Below are 18931 nucleotides of genomic sequence, written 5' to 3' on the forward strand. Positions count from 1 at the left end.
TCTCCGCTCCCCCACTCCCTCATAGCCTTACTCGCACTCGGTTGTAAATTAATATATCTGCCGCTAGAAGAAAAAAGAATAAAATACCTTGGAACATTCCAGCTAAGGCTAGGGAGAGTCCCAATTTAATCTGGACTAATTCGCCGCCTACGTACAAAAGTGCCATCAGCAGACTAGAAAAAATAGTAGCGAGTGGATTTAGGCGACCAAGAAAGGCGGCAATGATGGCAGTATAACCGTAACCAGGAGAAATGCTAGGACGTAGTTGACCAATAGGGCCTAGAACTTCGCACACACCAGCTAAACCTGCTAATCCACCGCTGATTAGTAGAGTTAGCCAAATTATGCGATCGCTCTTTATCCCAGCATATACTGCTGCCTTGGAACTAGAACCCACAACTTTTACACTAAAGCCAAAAAACGTTTGTCGCAGCACTCCCCAAATTAACACCGCTACCAAAACCGCCAAAATTATACCCAAATGCAACCGTGTACCAGCAATTAATGGCGCTAAGCTAGCAAATTCTGAAAAAGGTGCAGATTCAGGAAAGTTAAATCCTTTGGGGTCTTTTAATGGTTCATGTACCAAGTAGTTTAAGAGAGAAGCGGCTACATAATTTAACATCAAACTCGTAAGAATTTCATTTGTATTAAATCGCATTTTCAAAAAAGCAGTAATGCTTGCCCAAGCCACACCGCCCAACACACCAGTTATTAAACTAATTGGCAGTAAAATATAGTTATTAATATTTGGAAATGTTAAAGCTACAGCACCGCCACAAATTGCCCCAACGGTAAACTGTCCTTCTGCACCAATATTCCATACTTTGGCTTGAAAACACACAGCTAAACCAACAGCAATTAATAAGATAGGTGCTGCTTTCACAGCTAATTCTGTTACTCCATAAAAGCTACTTAAAGGAGAAATAAATAAGGTTTGTAAAGTAACTATCGGAGGTTTACCCAATAAACCAAATAGCACAACTCCTAAAATCAACGTTCCCAACAGTGCAGCTAGGGGTGATAACACTTGCCATGTTTTTGAGGGGATACTGCGGGATTCGAGATAAATTAGCATAAGATGTTTAAAAAAGCGCTTTCAAAGCCAATTTTCCCTCATTTACCTAAATTAGGGAGGATTATTGTTTAATAACAAAGAATTTAAGAGTAGAGACGCGATTATACTCTTACGAGAAGCCGCACTCCCTGCGTCTACGCGTCTGTACAAGAGTCAGAATGAATTCTCCCTAAGTGAATTTTGAATTTTGAATTGATTTATCACCCGCTACTTGCATTCGGAATTCTGAATTCTGACTTCTCTTTTAATTTATGCTTCTTCATATCAAACCTCCCATCCAGCGGCCAATTTCATCACGGCTAGTATCTATAACTGGCTTGAAGGCAGAAAGTTGTCCTTTATAGATTGCACCAATGCGATCGCACAATGCAAATAATTCATCTAAATCTTCCGAAATTACCAGCACTGCTGCACCAGCATCCCGCATCTCAATCAGCGCTTGATGAATACTTGCAGCGGCGTTAACATCTACACCCCAAGTAGGATGGGCAGCAATTAATACTGCTGGATTTTGGGATATTTCCCGCCCCATAATAAACTTTTGCAAGTTGCCTCCCGATAAACTAGCAGCAGAATCTACCACTGTTTGATTGACATTGAAGGCATTACAAATTCTCTCAGTCCAAGCTTTTAATTTGCCAAAGCGAATCACACCCCGACGCACCAGCCCTTGCCCGTGGGCTGTCAATAAGGCATTTTCTAGTAAACTTAAACTTGGTACTACACCCTTTTCTAGGCGTTCTTCTGGGACATATGCCAATCCTAAGCGGCGACGCTTGGCAACATCACAATCACCAATTGGCATTTCACCCAACATAATCATTTCTGCTGGAGAACAGATTATTTCACCACTCAAAGCTGATAATAATTCTGTTTGTCCATTACCAGCAACTCCAGCAATACCGATAATTTCGCCTGTGCAAACTTGCAAATTGATGTGCTGCAACGTTGTGCCGTAAAAATTTTGGGGTTTGAGACACAAATCATTTACCAACAAGCAGACTGGCCCCGGTGGTTGATTTCGCCGTGGTTTGCTAGCTGGCACATCAGAACCAATCATCAACCTTGCAATACTAGCTGGCGTTTCCACTTGCGGGTTACAGTGGGCAACTACTGCACCTTGACGCATTACAGTAGCATGACTGCATAGAGATTGCACTTCTGGTAACTTATGAGTGCTGAATAAAATACTGCAACCATCAGAGGCAATTTGCCGCAAAGCAGCCAAAAGTTTTTCTGTTTCTTGGGGAGTGAGAACTGCTGTCGGTTCATCTAAAATTAGCAGCTTTGGACGTTTGTATAGACAGCGGATAATTTCTAAGCGCTGTTTTTCACCAACTGAAAGAGTGTAGACTGGGCGATCGCAATCTATACTTAGACCATATGCTGCCGATAAAGTGAGAATTCTTTTAGCAATTCGTGATAAATTCCACTTTTCGTTCGCAGGAAGTGCTAGGGCTATATTTTCTGTAACAGTTAGAGTTTCAAATAAATTAAAGTGCTGAAATACCATCCCAATCCCCAAGGATATTGCTTGGGCGGGACTGTTAATCTTAACTTCTCGCCCTTCCCAAAAAATATCTCCAGCATCAGGACGCACTAATCCATAAATAATCTTCATCAGGGTACTTTTACCCGCCCCATTTTCCCCCAGCAGTGCATGAATCTCTCCTGGTTGAATCGTCAAGTTAACCTGATTATTCGCCACACAACCCGGATACGACTTGCTAATATTCTTTACCTGTAACCGAGAAAGCAACTCATTCATTTAGGCTAGGGATTACGAATATTTTTTGTACAGATGCGATGAATCGCCTCTCTTATCAGCACTCTTGTACAGACGCGTAGACGCAGGGAGTGCGGCTTCTCGTAAGAGTAGAATCGCGTCTCTACTCAGCAAAAAATTTTAATTCCCTTTTGTTGACCCTTCAATTCCTTCAACATACCAATCCATTGCTAGTTGTCCCTTATCATCTAAATTCTTACCCTTTGGTACTCGGACTACCCCTTTTTGGTCTTTCACAGGGCCATCAAAAGGATGGGCTGTACCCTGAATAAACTCATCGCGCTTTGCATTCACTAATTGCTGCACATCAGCCGGAATCGCCTGATTCATTGGAGAAATATCTACCATGCCTGCACCAATACCATCCCAAACCTCTTGTGATTTCCATGTACCATTAATCACAGTCAAGGTCGTATCTGTATAAAATTTGCCCCACTTATTAATTGCTGATGTCAAGTGCGCTTTTTGACCAAACTTACTCATATCACTGTTATAGCCAAAAGCGTAAATGCCTTTTTCTTCAGCGAGTTGCACCACAGCAGTAGAGTCAGTATGCTGCGTTAGGACATCCACGCCTAAATTTACCAAGGCTTGAGCTGCTTCTCTTTCTTTAGCTGGATCATACCAACTTTGCACCCAAAGCACCCTAACTTTTGCTTGGGGATTTGTTGCCCGCAGTCCTTGGGTAAATGCACTTATACCCCGAATTACTTCAGGAATGGGATACGCACCAATAAAACCAACTATATTCGATTTTGTCATCTTGCCCGCAATCATACCAGTCAAATAGCGGGGTTCTTCAAACCGCCCTAGATAAGTGCCGACATTGATAGCACGTTTATATCCGGTACAGTGTTCAAAAACAATTTTAGGAAAATCCTTAGCCACTTTAATTGTCGGGTTCATGTAACCAAAGGAAGTTGTGAAAATCAACTTGTTGCCATCTAATGTTAATTGGCGAATTACCCTCTCTGCATCAGCACCTTCGTTGACATTTTCGACAAAGGTAGTTTTTACCTTATCCTGAAGATTGGCTTCCATTTCTCTGCGACCTAAATCATGAGAATAAGTCCAGCCAAAATCGCCTACAGGGCCAACATAAACAAATCCCACTTTTAGAGGTTCAGTCATCACTAAAGGGGACGCTAAGGGCGATTCTGTACCAGAGGAATTAGAATTTCTACCCTGAATACAACTAGTTAAAGCAAAACTATATCCTGCTAAAGTGGCATACTTGAGAAAATTCCGGCGCTCCATATTCATCGATTTTTTACGGGCTTAAAGATTTTTCTGCTGGCTAGTAGCGACAGGCACAGTTTAACATCAAGTAGTTGCTTGATTTTAGCTTTTTATTCTTGTAGCTCAGTAACTGAGAAAAGAAAGAAGATAGTGCTGAATATTATACAAAATTAGTAATCATTCTGGAGGCGATGACAGTATTGCCCTCATAGAGGTTGGCAGTAAAGCATTGCTGAATTGATTATCTGCATGAACGATGGGTAGTTGATTAATTGTAGGATGTTTAGAGTGTGTGCGATCGCTTAATAACTATAACCAACTACTCACAAGACTATCCACATCTACCATGCAGATTATTATGCAACGTCGCACAACTTCCATAAATTTTATCTTTACTGTGACTGATTTAGATGCTTTGCTTGACTACTAGGGTTTAGAGCAAGCTTTGCCACTGATTTATAATTTTTACAAACTTGGTTTCGCCTAAAACCTCAATTTTTAAGCCATCCGCTAAGGCTGAATAAATCCCAGCTACAGAGCTTGTATAAACAGTAGTTGGCTTAAGTATGTTCTGAAACTCTCTCTCGTAAAACTAAATACCGATAATTGCCGCCTGCGAATAAGGGAATAAGCCAAGCAATACAAACATTTTCATGAACAGACATATCAAAATATTTCCATTAGTTGATTTGCCTAGTGCATAGATATTTGCTTGAAACTATGTCCACTATATATTTACGAATCTCTTAATTCAGAGTTACAAATTCCTATTACAGGAGAAGGCTTTAGGGACAACTTCACTACCTAGAAAAAAGGGACGGGCAAGATACTCGTCCCAGAAAATCTACTTTTACTCAATTGATTAGGACTTATGCAAAAAGGTTTTTTGCTTTCATGCGTAAGTCTTGTTGATCACAAAGCCTTATTGCACTTGAGTGGGGAAAGCACCAGGTTGCACAGCTAAGTTAAGACTTTGCCCATTGCGACGCAATTCTAAGCGCAAATTTCCTCCTACTTGACTATTTTCCACAGCTTTTTGCACACCGCTAGCATCTGTGACTAGTTCACCGTTGAGCTTTTGGATAACATCACCAGCACGTACTCCTGCTTTAGCTGCTGGGGAATTAGGCACTACTTTTACAACTAATACGCCTTTATCTTCCTCTACACTCAAACCGCTATTGGGATCTGAGTTGATATTTTGTTTTAACTGAGGTGTTAACCCTATCATCTGAATTCCCAGATATGGATGTTGCACCTTACCTGTAGCTATTAATTGAGTAGAAATACGTTGTGCGGTGTTGATAGGAATGGCGAAGCCGATTCCTTGCGCCCCTTGGATAATAGCTGTATTCATCCCAATCACCTCGCCACGGGAATTTAGCAAGGGGCCGCCGGAGTTACCAGGATTAATCGCCGCATCTGTTTGAATAAATTCGACTCGCTTATCAGGTGCGCCTATTTGATTGCTAGTACGTCCAGTAGCACTAATAATTCCTGTAGTAACAGTATTATCTAAACCAAGAGGGTTGCCGATCGCAATCGCCCATTCTCCGGGTTGCAGTTGATCTGAGTTACCCAATGCCACTGTTGGCAGATTATTGGCCTGAATTTTTACAACAGCAACATCTGTTAATTCGTCTTTCCCTAACACCTTACCTTGTAAGGTGCGCCCATCCTTGAGTGTTACTGTTACCGTATCAGCACCATCGACTACATGAGCATTAGTCAGAATGCGTCCATCAGCGCTAATGATAAAACCTGATCCAGTACCCCGTTCTACCCTATCTTGAGATTCTGGCAATTGCGAACCAAAGAAGCGGCGTAACAACGGGTCGTTAAATTCCTCTGGTATCTGAGCTTTTACGGTTCGAGAAGAGTTAATTCGCACTACAGCAGGGCCAACCCTTTGTACAACCCCGATTACAAAGTTAGGATCTGTACCTGCTGCTATTGGAGGAGCAGCATTTACTCGACTCCCTGCCAAGTTAGAAGCACTCTCAGAAATTTGCCGAGAATGCCCAGCCAGATAGCCTCCTGCCAATGTCATCCCCGATCCCAGCAGTACGAGTGATAGAGACGCAGTTGCCTTTTTCCAGGGTGCATGATTTTGGTATTTGGCATTAGAAGCGTTATGTAAAATGCTATTTGATGGGTTTTCTCCATCGCGAGATTGGTTTTGCATTTGCTGTTTGGATGGATATCTAGACTTACTAATAATTGTAGATATTGTTTTTGACGCTTTTGTTGCAGGGGTATTGCGCTGGTGTGAAAAGTTAAGTATTGTACATCACTTTGAGTAAATTTTAACGGGCATACGGCATTGAGAGTGCTGAGACGCGATTAATCGCGTCTGTACAATTGTCCCCTCTGCCCCACCTCGGCTACGCTCGGCGACCACCTTCTCCTCTGGCTTTCCCAGGATAAACTCGTCCTTTCCAAGCACCGCCACGCCCTTGCCAGTGACGTATTGCTGAGTCTAGAGTCATCAGGGTATAGAGAAATGCGATCGCAGGTAAGCTGAAGATAAACCAGAGCGAAATTTGATAAAAGCGGATTGTAGGATAGTAAGCCAGCGACATTAACAACCATGTTAATAAACCCGTAAGTGCGATCGCCCAATTCCCTAAAATCGCACCCAAAATTACACCCACAGGTGGAAGCAAATAAATTAGAGTCATTCCTAACAGAGTTCCTAACAGCAGCAATGGAGAATAATTCAGTTGCGTATAGGCAGTACGAGCAACCATATCCCAAACCGTTCCCAAGGAAGGATAAGGACGCAAGCTACGAGTTAAAGTACTCAAACCAAGCCAGATATGTCCTTTCGAGGAGACAGTGGGAAAAGAATTACTTTGTCCCCCACTCTCCCACTCTCCCACTCTCCCACTCTTCTTAACCGCCTCAGCCAGGGCGCAATCGTCGATTAAAGTTTGGCGAATCACTTGAATGCCGCCAATTCGTTCTAAGGCATCTTTGCGTATTAAAATACAGCCTCCAGCGGCTGCGGCAGTTTGATTATTTGGATCATTTACCCAACGAAAGGGATAGAGTTTTTGGAAGAAAAAGACAAAAGCCGGAATTAACAGTTTTTCCCAAAAGCTTTTACATCTGAGTCGTACCATTACAGAAACCAAGTCTAAATCTTCTTGTATGGCTTTGGCGACTAAGCGACGGAGATTACCAATGTCATGTTCAATATCTGCATCGGTCAGGAAGAAATAATCAGGTGTTTGTAGAGACGTTGCATACAACGTCTCTACAGATTTTTGAATACCTTGCTCAACAGCCCAGAGTTTACCTGACCAACCTGGAGGTAATGATTCACCAGAGATAATATGCAATTGCTGGCTTTTATTCACAGCGTGGGCAACCCCTTCGGCAAAATTGGCTGTGCCGTCTGTGCTGCGGTCGTCTACCAAAAACACATTAAAAGTACCAGGATAATCTTGAAGTAAGAGCGATCGCAAAGTAGTTGGTAACACATCAGCTTCGTTACGAGCAGGAACCACTGCACAAACCACAGGTAACGATTCTAGCTGAGTTTCTGCAACCTCTACCTCTAATAGTTGATCTGCCCGCCAAAACTGCCCCCAAAAACTCAGTAATCCTAACCAAATGGTCAAGGATAAGAGCATCAATCCTAATACAATTGCAACCATGACTGTTACTACACTCCAATTCAAAATTTAAAGGGATTGGGGACTGGGAAGTGAAAATTATTTTATTTCCCTCTTGCTCCCCCTCCCCCACTCCTTTTATTCTCCTCTTGCAAATTCTCTGTGTCTCAGACAGAATACTATGTCTACTAATAGAGGAAAAATTTTTTCTCCATACTGCCGTGTTCATAACTAGATGTTGAGTGTTGAGGTTGAATAGTATTTGATGCAAACACAAGACAGGGTAACAGTCAATCAAGTCGCAGATGCGATCACAGCTAGCCAGAACTATCTTCTTTCAATTCAAAATCCAGCAGGTTACTGGTGGGCAGAGTTAGAATCCAATGTCACTATCACTGCTGAGGTTGTTCTCCTGCATAAAATTTGGGGAACAGACCAAGCAAGACCTTTGCACAAAGTTGAAGCCTACTTACGTCAACAGCAACGGCAGCATGGGGGCTGGGAACTGTTTTATGGAGATGGCGGAGACCTTAGTACCTCAGTTGAAGCCTACATGGCACTGAGGTTACTGGGTGTATCGGCAAACGATCCGACGATGCTCCAAGCGCGAGCCTTTATTCTCAAGCAGGGTGGAATCAGTAAAACTCGGATTTTTACCAAGCTTCACCTAGCCTTAATTGGCTGCTACAATTGGCGCGGCATTCCCTCATTGCCACCTTGGGTAATGCTCTTGCCAACATTTTTCCCCTTCAATATTTATGAGATGTCTAGCTGGGCGCGTTCCAGCACTGTACCCCTGCTGATAGTCTGTGACAGTAAACCGATCTTTCTCACAGCTCAAACTATAAACTTAGATGAGCTATATGTTGAAGGTATTGATCGAGTCCAGTGGGAATTACCCCAGAGTGGTGATTGGACGGATTTATTCCTCACCCTTGACAAAGGGTTCAAGTTGGCAGAAAGCCTCAATTTAGTACCTTTTCGTGAAGAAGGTATCAAAGCCGCCGAAAAATGGATTTTAGAGCGGCAAGAAGTTACAGGTGACTGGGGTGGCATTATTCCTGCCATGCTAAATTCAATGCTAGCTTTACGCTGTTTGGGTTATGACTCAAGCGACCCAATTGTGGAACGAGGCTTGCAAGCGATTGATAACTTTGCAATTGAAACAGAAGATACCTACCGGGTACAGGCTTGTATTTCACCAATTTGGGATACAGCTTGGGTAATACGTGCCTTAGTAGATTCTGGCTTTGCACCAGATCATCCTGCTGTCGTGCAGGCTGGAGAGTGGTTACTGCAAAAGCAAATTCTGAGCTACGGAGATTGGGCTGTAAAAAATCGTCAGGGAAAACCAGGAGCTTGGGCGTTTGAGTTTGACAATAACTTTTATCCAGATGTGGATGACTCTGCTGTAGTGGTGATGGCTCTACATCAGGTAAAACTGCCTAATGAAAAATTAAAGCAGAATGCGATCGCTCGCGCCCTAAATTGGATTGCATCTATGCAGTGTAAAGGTGACGGTTGGGCAGCTTTTGATATAGACAACGATCAGGATTGGCTCAACTCCATTCCCTATGGAGATTTAAAAGCCATGATCGACCCAAATACGGCAGATGTTACCGCGAGAGTAGTAGAAATGCTGGGTGCTTGTAACCTGTCAATTGATGCTCATAATTTGGATAGGGCGATCGCCTATCTTCTGCGTGAGCAAGAAACTGAAGGCTGTTGGTTTGGTCGTTGGGGAGTAAATTATATTTACGGTACTAGTGGAGTATTGTCAGCCCTTGCTTTGATTACTCCTCAAAAGCATCGAACAGCTATAGAACGGGGGACAGCTTGGTTAGTTGGATGTCAAAACTCAGATGGTGGTTGGGGTGAAACTTGCCACAGTTACAACAACCCCAGTCTTAAAGGCCAAGGAAGCTCTACTGCATCCCAAACAGCTTGGGCTTTAATTGGGCTTTTGGCAGCTGGTGAAGCGACGGGTAAATTAGCTCTTGATGCCATTGAGCGAGGAATTAGCTACCTTTTTGCAACACAACAGCCAGATGGTACTTGGTACGAGGCAGACTTTACAGGTACTGGCTTCCCAGGACATTTTTATATCAAGTACCACCTCTATCAACAATACTTTCCTTTAATAGCTTTAGGTCGCTATCAAGCAGTTATTAAGGGGAAATGAGGGCAGGAGGCAGGAGGAGCAGGGGAGCATACTTCTCTACGAGAGGCTGCGCCCTAAGCGCAGCTATGCCGCAGGCTTTACGACTGCGCTCAGTAACCGGGCAACAGGGAGCTAAACTCTATCCCCAATGCCCCATGCCCAATTCCCCAATCCCCAACTTAAACTGTTTGAGGTTCACTTCGAGAATAAAGGTGATCGCAATAAAGCGCCCAAGTAACTCCAAATAAACCACTTAAAGAACCTGCGATCATAGCTGTTATACCCCAACCCACTGGCCCCAACCAGTCTGTAATCTCACTTAGAAGGGCAGTAGTGGTTTTGGTAACAAGATAAGCTGTGCCTGTAGCAGCAAGGGTTACTACACCCAACTCTACTAACACATCTACAATTCCCTTACTGGATAAATCTTCCTGAAAATAGATTTTCCAAATAGTGGTGTACATAGCGATATCAGACGCAGTTAACACAATCTGTTTGGGAACTTCTATTCCAGAGGTAGGCACTGCTGAGGCAGTACCACTACCAACAGCGTAGGTAGCGATCGCCAAACCAACTTCTAATCTTTTTTTGCCCAGACTACTCACGGTTTTGTCTCCTGTAAATATTGCTTCTGCAAAATTTACTTGCATGGGTTGCAGCAACATCAACCCTCTACAGCCAGCTACCCTAACTAGGTTAGACTATCTCTTCACGAGTCAATCCGCAAAATTTTTTCCACAAAGACACCGTTCTCAAGCAATCAGGCATATTCGAGAGCAATCTCAGCCAGACAAAAAATCTGATACCAATTCAATTAATGATCACAACAAATCGTTTGCTAGAGACGCGTCATGGCGCGTCTCTACCTCTTCACTATTCTTTGTCAGTGTTTGGTTTTTCGCTAGGGCGTTCAGTGGCGGGAGGATGATCAACGAATTCTTGGGTTCTTGTTGTATTTGTTGTAGCGCCTTCCAGCAAAACGTCTTCAGAATCTACTGATTTGTCAGCAGCAGACGCATTTATCTGACCGGATGCATTGACGTTAGGTTTATCAGAAGTACCTTTATGATTTGCATGACCGCTGGGCATAGCTATTTCCTCAACAGTAGAAAGGTGAACATACCTTTAACCTAAACTCGTTTGTTGTGAGGAATACACTACCAGAAGGCTTAAATCTAATGATTAGACTACTTGTTACTAGTGAGAGTTTCGCAATCCCAAATTCTAAATGGTATTAATCCACAACTAGCCGCTTAGCAACCAAGTACCGACGCTCTTCCTTGTATTCTACAGCCCACTTCGTTGCCAAATTTGGTTGAGTTTGGGTTATCTTCTCAGTTTGATAAGTATTGAATGATGAAATTAGCTGTAGAAGAAATTAGGCAAATTGAATATCGATGACGGTTATTATGGGAGAGAATTTGCAGGACAGAAACAGATAGTTCCCAACGAAATTAAGCCATACACTACCTCACAATGCAGTTATTTTTGATTTTCTGCGATCGCGAGTTGAGGCTAATACCAATTTGAATAAATAATGTCACAGATAGGCCATCGTAGAGACGTTGTAATACAACGTCTCTACCGAAGGATTGATTGCAATTATTAAGTATGTTTTGCAATTCAGATATTACAAATATTTTTGGATAAATGAACGGCATCTTTTGTCTCACACAATTACCATCGCTTTTGCGTGAAACAAAATTCATACCATTAATTAGCAATACCAAAAAATTGATTCCTAACTAATGACTTAAAGCTAATCCAACTCCCGCCGTCCTTCTAAGGCTCTAGCTAGCGTTACCTCGTCGGCGTACTCCAAATCACCACCAACAGGTAAACCAAAGGCAATCCGCGTTACTTTGGTAAATGGTTTTAGTAGTTGACCAAGGTATAGTGTTGTTGTCTCCCCTTCCACACTCGGACTAATTGCCAAAATCACTTCTTGAGGTTGTTGCTTACTCACCCGCCGTACTAAAGCTTGAATAGTCAGTTGTTCTGGGCCAATGCCATCTATTGGGGAAATCACTCCACCTAATACATGATACTTACCTCTATACTCGCGGGTTTTTTCTAGCGCAATCACATCACGGGAATCTGCGACGACGCAGATAGTGTTGTTATCACGGTTAGAACTGCGGCAGATTTCACAAACCGGCTCGGCAGATAGGTGAAAGCAGACAGAACACAAGCCGATCTGTTTTTTTGCCTCAATTAGAGCTTGTGCCAAAGCTTCCACTTCTGCTTCTGGTCGCTTCAAAATATGCAAAGCCAGTCGCTGGGCAGATTTAGGGCCCACTCCTGGTAGGCGTTGCAATTGCTCAATTAACCGTGCTAAAGGACGTGCGTAAACCGTTGTCTTGTCTCCCTAATGTCTTTACCATCACTATGATGACATTTTTCTGGTAATCCCATCTTTTTAGGATGGCGCTTATATAGAACAAGATTAAATTCCAAATGTCGTAAACACTGTGAGAAGCAATCAGACACTGTAAAATTGAATCAGACTTGCAAAGATAATGTTAGCGCTCCTGCCATGAAGACGTTAGCCAAATTGTCTGTAGATAATTATCATGGCATGATTGAAGCAGCGGTTGCTAGCAAGCGAAATTGTTGAGTTGCGGCATATCAAAAAGTAGAACAACCCTGTTAGAGTCCCTCGTATGACATCTTCCCTACCAACTGCTAACAATCTTTCTGTTCTATATGAACAAGACTATTACCTCTGGTTGGAGATAACTGCTAAACTTTTGCGAGAAGGAAAACTGTCAGCGCTTGATGCCGTTAATTTGCTAGAAGAAATTGAAGATATGGGCAGGAGCGAGAAACGGGCAGTTTACAGCAACCTGAAGATTCTATTGATGCATTTCCTCAAGTATAAATATCAGCCAGAGAAACGCTCAAATAGTTGGGTTGCGACTATTGTTGAGCATCGGCAAAGGCTAAAAAAAGCATTCCACGAAAGCCCTAGCTTGCAAGCTTATTTTACTGATATCTTTAATGAGTGCTACCAGGATGCAAAAGAATTAGCTGCTGCTGAAACAGGACTAACAATTGATACTTTTCCAATTGAAACTCCCTTTAATCCTAAAGAAATTCTCAATTCTAACTACTTACCAGCACAGGATGAGAGTGAAGCTTAACATCGCACTGTACCAAACAGATAGTTTGAGAAACTATAAATTTCAAAAACAAAAACGCCCCCCATTTCTGGGAGGCGTCTTTGATTTAGTTAATCTTGAGAATTAACCGTTGATAGCAGGAGCAGTTAGGGCTACAGGAGCAGCTTCAGCAGAAGCCAAATCCAGAGGGAAGTTGTGAGCGTTACGCTCGTGCATGACTTCCATACCCAGGTTGGCGCGGTTGATGATGTCTGCCCAAGTGTTGATTACACGACCTTGTGAGTCAATAATCGACTGGTTGAAGTTGAAACCGTTGAGGTTGAAAGCCATTGTGCTGACACCCAAAGCGGTGAACCAGATGCCGATTACTGGCCATGCTGCCAAGAAGAAGTGCAAGGAACGGCTGTTGTTGAATGAAGCGTATTGGAAGATGAGACGACCGAAGTAGCCGTGGGCTGCAACGATGTTGTAGGTTTCTTCTTCTTGTCCAAACTTGTAACCGTAGTTCTGTGATTCTGATTCGGTTGTTTCACGAACTAAGGAAGAGGTTACCAAAGAACCGTGCATTGCACTGAATAAACTTCCGCCGAATACACCTGCTACACCTAACTGGTGGAAGGGGTGCATGAGGATGTTGTGTTCCGCTTGGAAGACAATCATGAAGTTGAAGGTTCCGGAGATACCCAAGGGCATACCGTCTGAGAAGGAACCTTGTCCGATTGGGTATACGAGGAATACTGCGGTTGCTGCTGCAACTGGTGCAGAATATGCAATTGCAATCCAAGGACGCATTCCTAAGCGGTAGGATAGTTCCCACTCACGTCCCATGTAGCAGAATACACCAATCAAGAAGTGGAATACTACCAATTGGTAAGGGCCACCGTTGTACAACCATTCGTCTAAGGATGCTGCTTCCCAAATTGGGTAGAAGTGTAAGCCGATGGCGTTAGAAGAAGGCACAACTGCACCGGAGATGATGTTGTTGCCGTATATTAAGGAACCTGCTACTGGTTCGCGGATGCCGTCGATGTCTACTGGAGGTGCAGCGATGAAGGCGATGATGAAGCAGGTGGTTGCAGCTAGCAAGGTGGGAATCATCAGTACGCCGAACCAACCGATGTATAGGCGGTTGTTGGTGCTGGTTATCCAGTTGCAGAACCGTTCCCATACGTTGGCGCTTTCGCGTCTTTGTAAGGTTGCTGTCATGTCTTTATGATTGCGGTTAGTTATGTATGTATTTAGGCAGTTTGTTTTCGCCTATGTGATTACTTTACATTACTTTACATTTTTTCAGCAAGTTTTTAACTTTTGTAAAGCTGATGACTAGTATCAGTTTTACTTATTTAAGAACCAGAGTTAGCAATTTCCCATATTAGCTAAGTATTTCCTTTCGTAAGGTTGGGCAATAGAACCGAAGCGATCGCCCTTCCCGCAAAAGAGAAACTTGGCACTACTAAGCTGCTAGCTGCGTCAACTATTCTATTGTGTTAAGCCTGCATCAGTTTCTTTGGTGCAGCAATTTAAAGCGCATGGAATAAATGACCACTAATTTACAAATTCTTTAGCAAGAAGAAATGTTTATAGACCATATGAATAGTAGATTCCATGACACAAGTATGCGATTGCATAAGTGGGTGGCTAACAGATCATTCAAGCCTATGCAATTAAGTTTCATTCCTCAAGGTTGGTGGCACAGAGGTGTAGCGACTTTCCCAATCCTCGTTTTGATATCGTTTGTTATGGTGTTGCTGCTGGACAGTTTCACGCCAGCAATCATCGGAAACGGGCACTTCAGCGCGATCGCACAGTTACCTTCAATCGAGCAGTTACCCGCGATCGAGCAGGCACCTACAATCGCGCAGCCGCCTCGTCAGGAAATTCGCGGGGTTTGGATGACCAGTAATGATTTCGACACTCTCAAGGATCGCCCCAAAGTTAAAGAAGCCGTAAGCCAATTGCGGGAGATGAACTTTAATACAATTTATCCTGTGGTGTGGAATTCTGGTTATGTAATGTATCCTAGCGCTGTAGCACGACGTGCAGAGATCCAACCTTTTGTTTTGCGAGGCTCAGATGGGCATGATATTCTCCAAGACCTGATTACCCAAGCCCATCGCCAAGGCTTACTCGTGATTCCCTGGTTTGAGTTTGGTTTCATGGCTCCCCCAACGTCGGAACTGGTATTAAATTATCCAAATTGGTTTACACAAAAGCGGGATGGTAGTCAAACTTCAATCAGTGCTGCTGGTGAGGTGATGTGGCTCAATCCATTTCATCCTCAAGTGCAGCAGTTTATTACCAATCTCGTTCTTGAAGTGATGACTCAATATGACGCTGATGGTATTCAGTTTGACGATCACATGAGTTTACCCTACGAATTTGGCTACGATAAATACACGCTTGCTTTGTATGCTCAGGAAACAAAGAAAAATCCCCCAGCTAATCCCCAAGATCAAGCATGGATGCGTTGGCGAGCCGATAAGATCACAGCTTTCATGGTACAACTCAATCAAGCTGTCAAAGCGAGAAAACCCAGAGCAATTTTCTCTGTTTCGCCCAACTATTATGACTATGCTTACAAGTTTCAACTGCAAGACTGGCTAACTTGGCTGCGGCTGAATATTTTGGATGAGCTAATTGTGCAAATTTATCGTCCTAATCTGCAAAGTTTTATCGCTAATCTTTCCCGCGCAGAAATTCAAGAAGCGCAACAAACTATACCAACTGGAGTTGGAATTATGGCAGGTTTACGAAATAACCCAGTTCCAATACAACAAATTTATTCCCAAGTACAGGCAGCTAAAGAACGTGGTTTGGGTGTAGCCTTCTTTTATTATGAAAGCCTTTGGAATAATGCTCCAGAATCTGTGACAGAGCGGCAAGCTGCATTTCAAAATCTTTTCCCTAATCCTATGTTCCGCGCTAGGCTGGAATAGCTGATTAATTTCTCCTCACATATCATATATAGATATTGTTCAAGCATTTACTTTCCAACAATCATCACTTGAAATAACAAATAGATTAAAATTTATCAAGCAAGCTGATGTAATAAAAAATAATAATCAAGTCACTTATGGCTACTGAAACCAGTCTGCAAGGAAATATGCGCCAGGGTAATCTTGGGGACAACTTCGCCCAAGAACAATTTTCTGACAAAGAAACATTCCAATGGACAAAGCAGTGGTATCCAGTAGCCGTTGTAGATTTCCTCGATCCTTCTCGTCCCCATGCCATGCAATTACTGGGAAAGGATATCGTCTTGTGGCGGGATGGCTCCAGTAAATGGCGTTGCTTTGAAGATTTTTGTCCCCATCGACTAGCCCCTCTTTCGGAAGGGCGTGTTGAGCCTGACGGTACGTTGTTATGTGCTTATCATGCTTGGCGCTTTGATTATCAAGGTAACTGCATTAGTATTCCTCAATCAAAAGATCAGCAGACAGAAGCTAAGAACTGCTCAAATCCTAAGTCATGCGCTGTCGCCTATCCGACACAGGAGCGCCAGGGTTTATTGTGGGTATGGGCAGAGGCAGGTTCTCAGGCTCAACTTGAAAGTCAATCGCAGACACCGCGCATTGTTCCAGAACTAGAGGAAGACTCACAAAGAGTTGTCCAGGGGTTTTGGAATATCCGCGACCTTCCTTATGGATGGGACTTTTTCATGGAAAATGTGGCAGATCCTGCTCATGTGCCAGTTTCCCACCACGGAATTGTCGGCAATAGATATAAGGATGCTAAATACTACGATATGATTCCAGTCCGGGAGATTTCTACACAAGAAGGATTCTCCTATGAAATCACTCCTGTGGCTGCGACAATTGAGCAAGCAGTTCACGACTTTCAACCGCCCTGCCACATGAGAATCGTTTCAAAGTCTCATGATGGCGGTAAGCTAATCCTAGCTTTATATGCTATTCCTACGCGTCCTGGATGGTGTCGTCATATCGGTTGCCAAGTTTTTGTGAAGAATGAGGAAGGGAAGCTTCCGCAAGGTTTGGGAATATTTGGCTTACCGTTACCAACTTGGTTAGGTCATGTGTTGTCTTCTTTGTTTCTGCACCAAGATATGGTGTTTCTCCATTATGAAGAGAAAATTGTAGCGCAACGCAGTAAAGGCAAATGGCTAGATGCAGTATATACGCCAAATCCTCAAGATAAGATGGTAATTGCGTTTCGCCAATGGCTGGAGAAGCGGGCGGGTGGTGGTATACCTTGGAACTCAGGGCATGGCGCTGACTTACCCCCAGCAGAGAAAGACAAGCAAAAACTTCTGGATGTGTGGACAACACATACTCAGCAATGCATGGTTTGCCAAAAAGCACTGAAAAGGATTAATCGCCTGACTGTGTTAGCTTATGTAGCTGCTGCTGTGTGTTTTTGTTTGGGTTTAATTGTCGATGCCAGGGCTGTGGCCTTGAAAGGTGCGATGTTAGGCCAAACAACCACTTCCCTGTTAACTGTTGTTCCTCCAGCAGGCTTTTGGTGGGCGCTTGCTGGAACAATCATATTTGCAGTGGTGGGGTATTTGCTGAAGAAATTAAGCCGACTTTTCTATGTTTACGAGTTTGAACACGCTCACAATGATTGATTAGCGATTCAATATTCAAAACATAGCTACGTAGCAGTTAAATATGAATCATTGATTGGTTTAAATAAACCCAGTACCATATTAGACTTGTCACCCTAGTATGTGTTTTCTACCTCTGTTGGGAACTTGCTAGTTTATCTGCAAGTTTGATATTGCCTGGCGACCCTTCCTCAAAAATCGAGCCAGCGATCGCATGATCTAAACGCGATCGCACCTTTGCTAACAAATTATCTGGCAAAGGAACGTAGCCACTTTCTGAGATTAAGAAGTGGTTAGCAGGATTTAGGTGGTAATCTGCAAAAGCTTTCACGGCAGGATTTTCTTTAAGAGCTGTTTTGCTGACGTATATAAATAGGGGGCGGGAAAGGGGATTATAGCTGCTGTTGGCGATCGTTTCTGGGCTTGGCTGTACACATTTACCTTCTTTGTTCTCAATAGCAAGAGCCTTGAGAATGTTCTGATTTTTTAGGTAGCGGGAAAAAGCTGTAAAGCCAAGACCACCAGGTTCAGATGCGACTGTCTGAACAGTTACGCTTTCCTCTTCACTAGTTTTGTAATCGTTGCGGATTTTCCCGCTTTTGCCAATTATTACCTCGGTGAAATAGTCTACAGTACCAGTGCCTACAGCAGGGCCAGCCAGTATCAGCGGATATTGATCTGGGTAATCATTATGAACTTGGTTCCAGTTAACGATTTTGCCTGACGCAGCAGACTCCCATATTTTGCTCAGTTCTTGAGGTTTGAGGCAAGTAGCCCAAGTGTTGGTGCGATTGACTACAAGCGAGATGCCATCGAGGGCGAGAGGTAATTCAACGAATTCAATATTATTTTTTTGACAGGCTTCAATCTCGGACTTTTTAATCGGACGGGCTGCCATTGAGATATCAGTTACGCCAAGGCAAAACCTTGTAAAGCCGTCTCCAGTACCGCTCTTCCCAATAGCTATTCTTACATTGGGGTTTATTTTTCTAAATTGTTCTTTCATTGCTTCGCTAATGACAGAAACCGTACCAGAACCGTCAATCAGCACATTTTTACTTGTACCTAAGTCATTGTTGCCATTTACTCTGCTGTCTGGTGAAGTATAAACTTGCCTTTGCTCACTGTTACAAGCACTCAAGCTCACCAATAAGATAGTTGCTAAAAAACACTTAATATGATGCATTATTTTAACTATAAATAGATACAGCCAATTTATATGTAGATTATATGGAAAAGTGTCAGAATACTTTACTAGAAAATTTATCGAAGGAGACAAGGGGAATTGTCTCCCCATTTCCTTTTAAGGCGACAACGCCCAAAGGTTTAATACTTCTATCACTTTTTGGTGGATTTAAATC

At 43.1% G+C, this 18931-nt stretch carries 14 protein-coding genes; 4 read left to right on the forward strand and 10 right to left on the reverse strand.

Annotated features, from left to right (window positions below; genetic code table 11):
• Nucleotides 1-19 precede the first annotated feature (19 nt).
• From WKK05_RS01715 to WKK05_RS01735, 5 genes are all read right to left on the reverse strand, one after another.
• Nucleotides 20-1078 (reverse strand): ABC transporter permease, encoded by a 1059-nt coding sequence (locus tag WKK05_RS01715; protein WP_341528094.1) that lies wholly within the window; start codon nt 1076-1078, stop codon nt 20-22.
• 259 nt (nt 1079-1337) lie between these two features.
• Entirely contained in the window at nt 1338-2846 is a 1509-nt protein-coding gene (locus tag WKK05_RS01720; RefSeq protein ID WP_341528095.1) for an ABC transporter ATP-binding protein, read from the reverse strand.
• Nucleotides 2847-2984: 138 nt separating this feature from the next.
• Complete coding sequence (locus WKK05_RS01725) at nt 2985-4121, reverse strand: BMP family ABC transporter substrate-binding protein (protein WP_341530996.1); 1137 nt, start codon at nt 4119-4121, stop codon at nt 2985-2987.
• A 904-nt stretch (nt 4122-5025) separates the two neighbouring features.
• Nucleotides 5026-6288, reverse strand: a complete 1263-nt coding sequence (locus tag WKK05_RS01730; RefSeq protein ID WP_341528096.1) for an HhoA/HhoB/HtrA family serine endopeptidase — start codon at nt 6286-6288, stop codon at nt 5026-5028.
• A 199-nt stretch (nt 6289-6487) separates the two neighbouring features.
• The gene (locus WKK05_RS01735; RefSeq protein ID WP_341528097.1) at nt 6488-7765 is read right to left on the reverse strand and encodes a glycosyltransferase; all 1278 of its coding nucleotides are present in this window, start codon (nt 7763-7765) and stop codon (nt 6488-6490) included.
• A gap of 223 nt (nt 7766-7988) precedes the next feature.
• Between WKK05_RS01735 and shc the strand changes: the two genes are divergently transcribed.
• A complete protein-coding gene (gene shc, locus WKK05_RS01740) occupies nt 7989-9905 on the forward strand; it encodes a squalene--hopene cyclase (protein ID WP_341528098.1) in 1917 nt (638 codons plus the stop codon).
• Nucleotides 9906-10063: 158 nt separating this feature from the next.
• Here the strand turns inward: shc and WKK05_RS01745 are convergent, their stop codons facing one another.
• From WKK05_RS01745 to recR, 3 genes are all read right to left on the reverse strand, one after another.
• Entirely contained in the window at nt 10064-10549 is a 486-nt protein-coding gene (locus WKK05_RS01745; protein ID WP_341528099.1) for a hypothetical protein, read from the reverse strand.
• Nucleotides 10550-10757: 208 nt separating this feature from the next.
• Nucleotides 10758-10973: a hypothetical protein gene (locus WKK05_RS01750; protein ID WP_341528100.1), complete on the reverse strand. Its 216-nt coding sequence runs from the start codon at nt 10971-10973 to the stop codon at nt 10758-10760.
• 670 nt (nt 10974-11643) lie between these two features.
• Entirely contained in the window at nt 11644-12201 is a 558-nt protein-coding gene (gene recR / locus WKK05_RS01755; RefSeq protein WP_341528101.1) for a recombination mediator RecR, read from the reverse strand.
• Nucleotides 12202-12547: 346 nt separating this feature from the next.
• On the opposite strand from recR, the gene WKK05_RS01760 reads away from it, so the two are divergent.
• Nucleotides 12548-13027 carry a DUF29 domain-containing protein gene (locus WKK05_RS01760; RefSeq protein WP_341528102.1) on the forward strand — a complete coding sequence of 160 codons (480 nt, stop codon included), beginning with the start codon at nt 12548-12550 and terminating at the stop codon, nt 13025-13027.
• Between the two features lie 102 nt (nt 13028-13129).
• Here WKK05_RS01760 and psbA read toward each other — a convergent pair whose 3' ends face one another.
• Nucleotides 13130-14212, reverse strand: a complete 1083-nt coding sequence (psbA, locus tag WKK05_RS01765) for a photosystem II q(b) protein (protein ID WP_341525488.1) — start codon at nt 14210-14212, stop codon at nt 13130-13132.
• A 383-nt stretch (nt 14213-14595) separates the two neighbouring features.
• Here psbA and WKK05_RS01770 point away from each other — a divergent pair, with 383 nt between their 5' ends.
• Together WKK05_RS01770 and WKK05_RS01775 are read left to right on the forward strand one after the other, a co-directional pair.
• Complete coding sequence (locus WKK05_RS01770) at nt 14596-15942, forward strand: glycoside hydrolase family 10 protein (protein ID WP_341530997.1); 1347 nt, start codon at nt 14596-14598, stop codon at nt 15940-15942.
• Between the two features lie 137 nt (nt 15943-16079).
• Nucleotides 16080-17591: a Rieske 2Fe-2S domain-containing protein gene (locus WKK05_RS01775; protein WP_341528103.1), complete on the forward strand. Its 1512-nt coding sequence runs from the start codon at nt 16080-16082 to the stop codon at nt 17589-17591.
• Between the two features lie 109 nt (nt 17592-17700).
• On the opposite strand, the gene WKK05_RS01780 is transcribed toward WKK05_RS01775, so the two are convergent.
• Complete coding sequence (locus WKK05_RS01780) at nt 17701-18756, reverse strand: PstS family phosphate ABC transporter substrate-binding protein (protein WP_341528104.1); 1056 nt, start codon at nt 18754-18756, stop codon at nt 17701-17703.
• Nucleotides 18757-18931: the final 175 nt, after the last annotated feature.

Source organism: Nostoc sp. UHCC 0302, from assembly GCF_038096175.1.
GTDB lineage: Bacteria > Cyanobacteriota > Cyanobacteriia > Cyanobacteriales > Nostocaceae > UHCC-0302.

Coding starts and splice junctions, on each gene's coding strand:
- shc (WP_341528098.1), top strand. CDS start 7,989: ATGCAAACACAAGACAGGGTAACAGTCAATCAAGTCGCAGATGCGATC.
- WKK05_RS01750 (WP_341528100.1), bottom strand. CDS start 10,973: ATGCCCAGCGGTCATGCAAATCATAAAGGTACTTCTGATAAACCTAAC.
- WKK05_RS01735 (WP_341528097.1), bottom strand. CDS start 7,765: ATGGTTGCAATTGTATTAGGATTGATGCTCTTATCCTTGACCATTTGG.
- psbA (WP_341525488.1), bottom strand. CDS start 14,212: ATGACAGCAACCTTACAAAGACGCGAAAGCGCCAACGTATGGGAACGG.
- WKK05_RS01745 (WP_341528099.1), bottom strand. CDS start 10,549: ATGTTGCTGCAACCCATGCAAGTAAATTTTGCAGAAGCAATATTTACA.
- WKK05_RS01770 (WP_341530997.1), top strand. CDS start 14,596: ATGAATAGTAGATTCCATGACACAAGTATGCGATTGCATAAGTGGGTG.
- WKK05_RS01725 (WP_341530996.1), bottom strand. CDS start 4,121: ATGGAGCGCCGGAATTTTCTCAAGTATGCCACTTTAGCAGGATATAGT.
- WKK05_RS01780 (WP_341528104.1), bottom strand. CDS start 18,756: ATGCATCATATTAAGTGTTTTTTAGCAACTATCTTATTGGTGAGCTTG.
- WKK05_RS01775 (WP_341528103.1), top strand. CDS start 16,080: ATGGCTACTGAAACCAGTCTGCAAGGAAATATGCGCCAGGGTAATCTT.
- WKK05_RS01760 (WP_341528102.1), top strand. CDS start 12,548: ATGACATCTTCCCTACCAACTGCTAACAATCTTTCTGTTCTATATGAA.
- WKK05_RS01720 (WP_341528095.1), bottom strand. CDS start 2,846: ATGAATGAGTTGCTTTCTCGGTTACAGGTAAAGAATATTAGCAAGTCG.
- WKK05_RS01715 (WP_341528094.1), bottom strand. CDS start 1,078: ATGCTAATTTATCTCGAATCCCGCAGTATCCCCTCAAAAACATGGCAA.
- WKK05_RS01730 (WP_341528096.1), bottom strand. CDS start 6,288: ATGCAAAACCAATCTCGCGATGGAGAAAACCCATCAAATAGCATTTTA.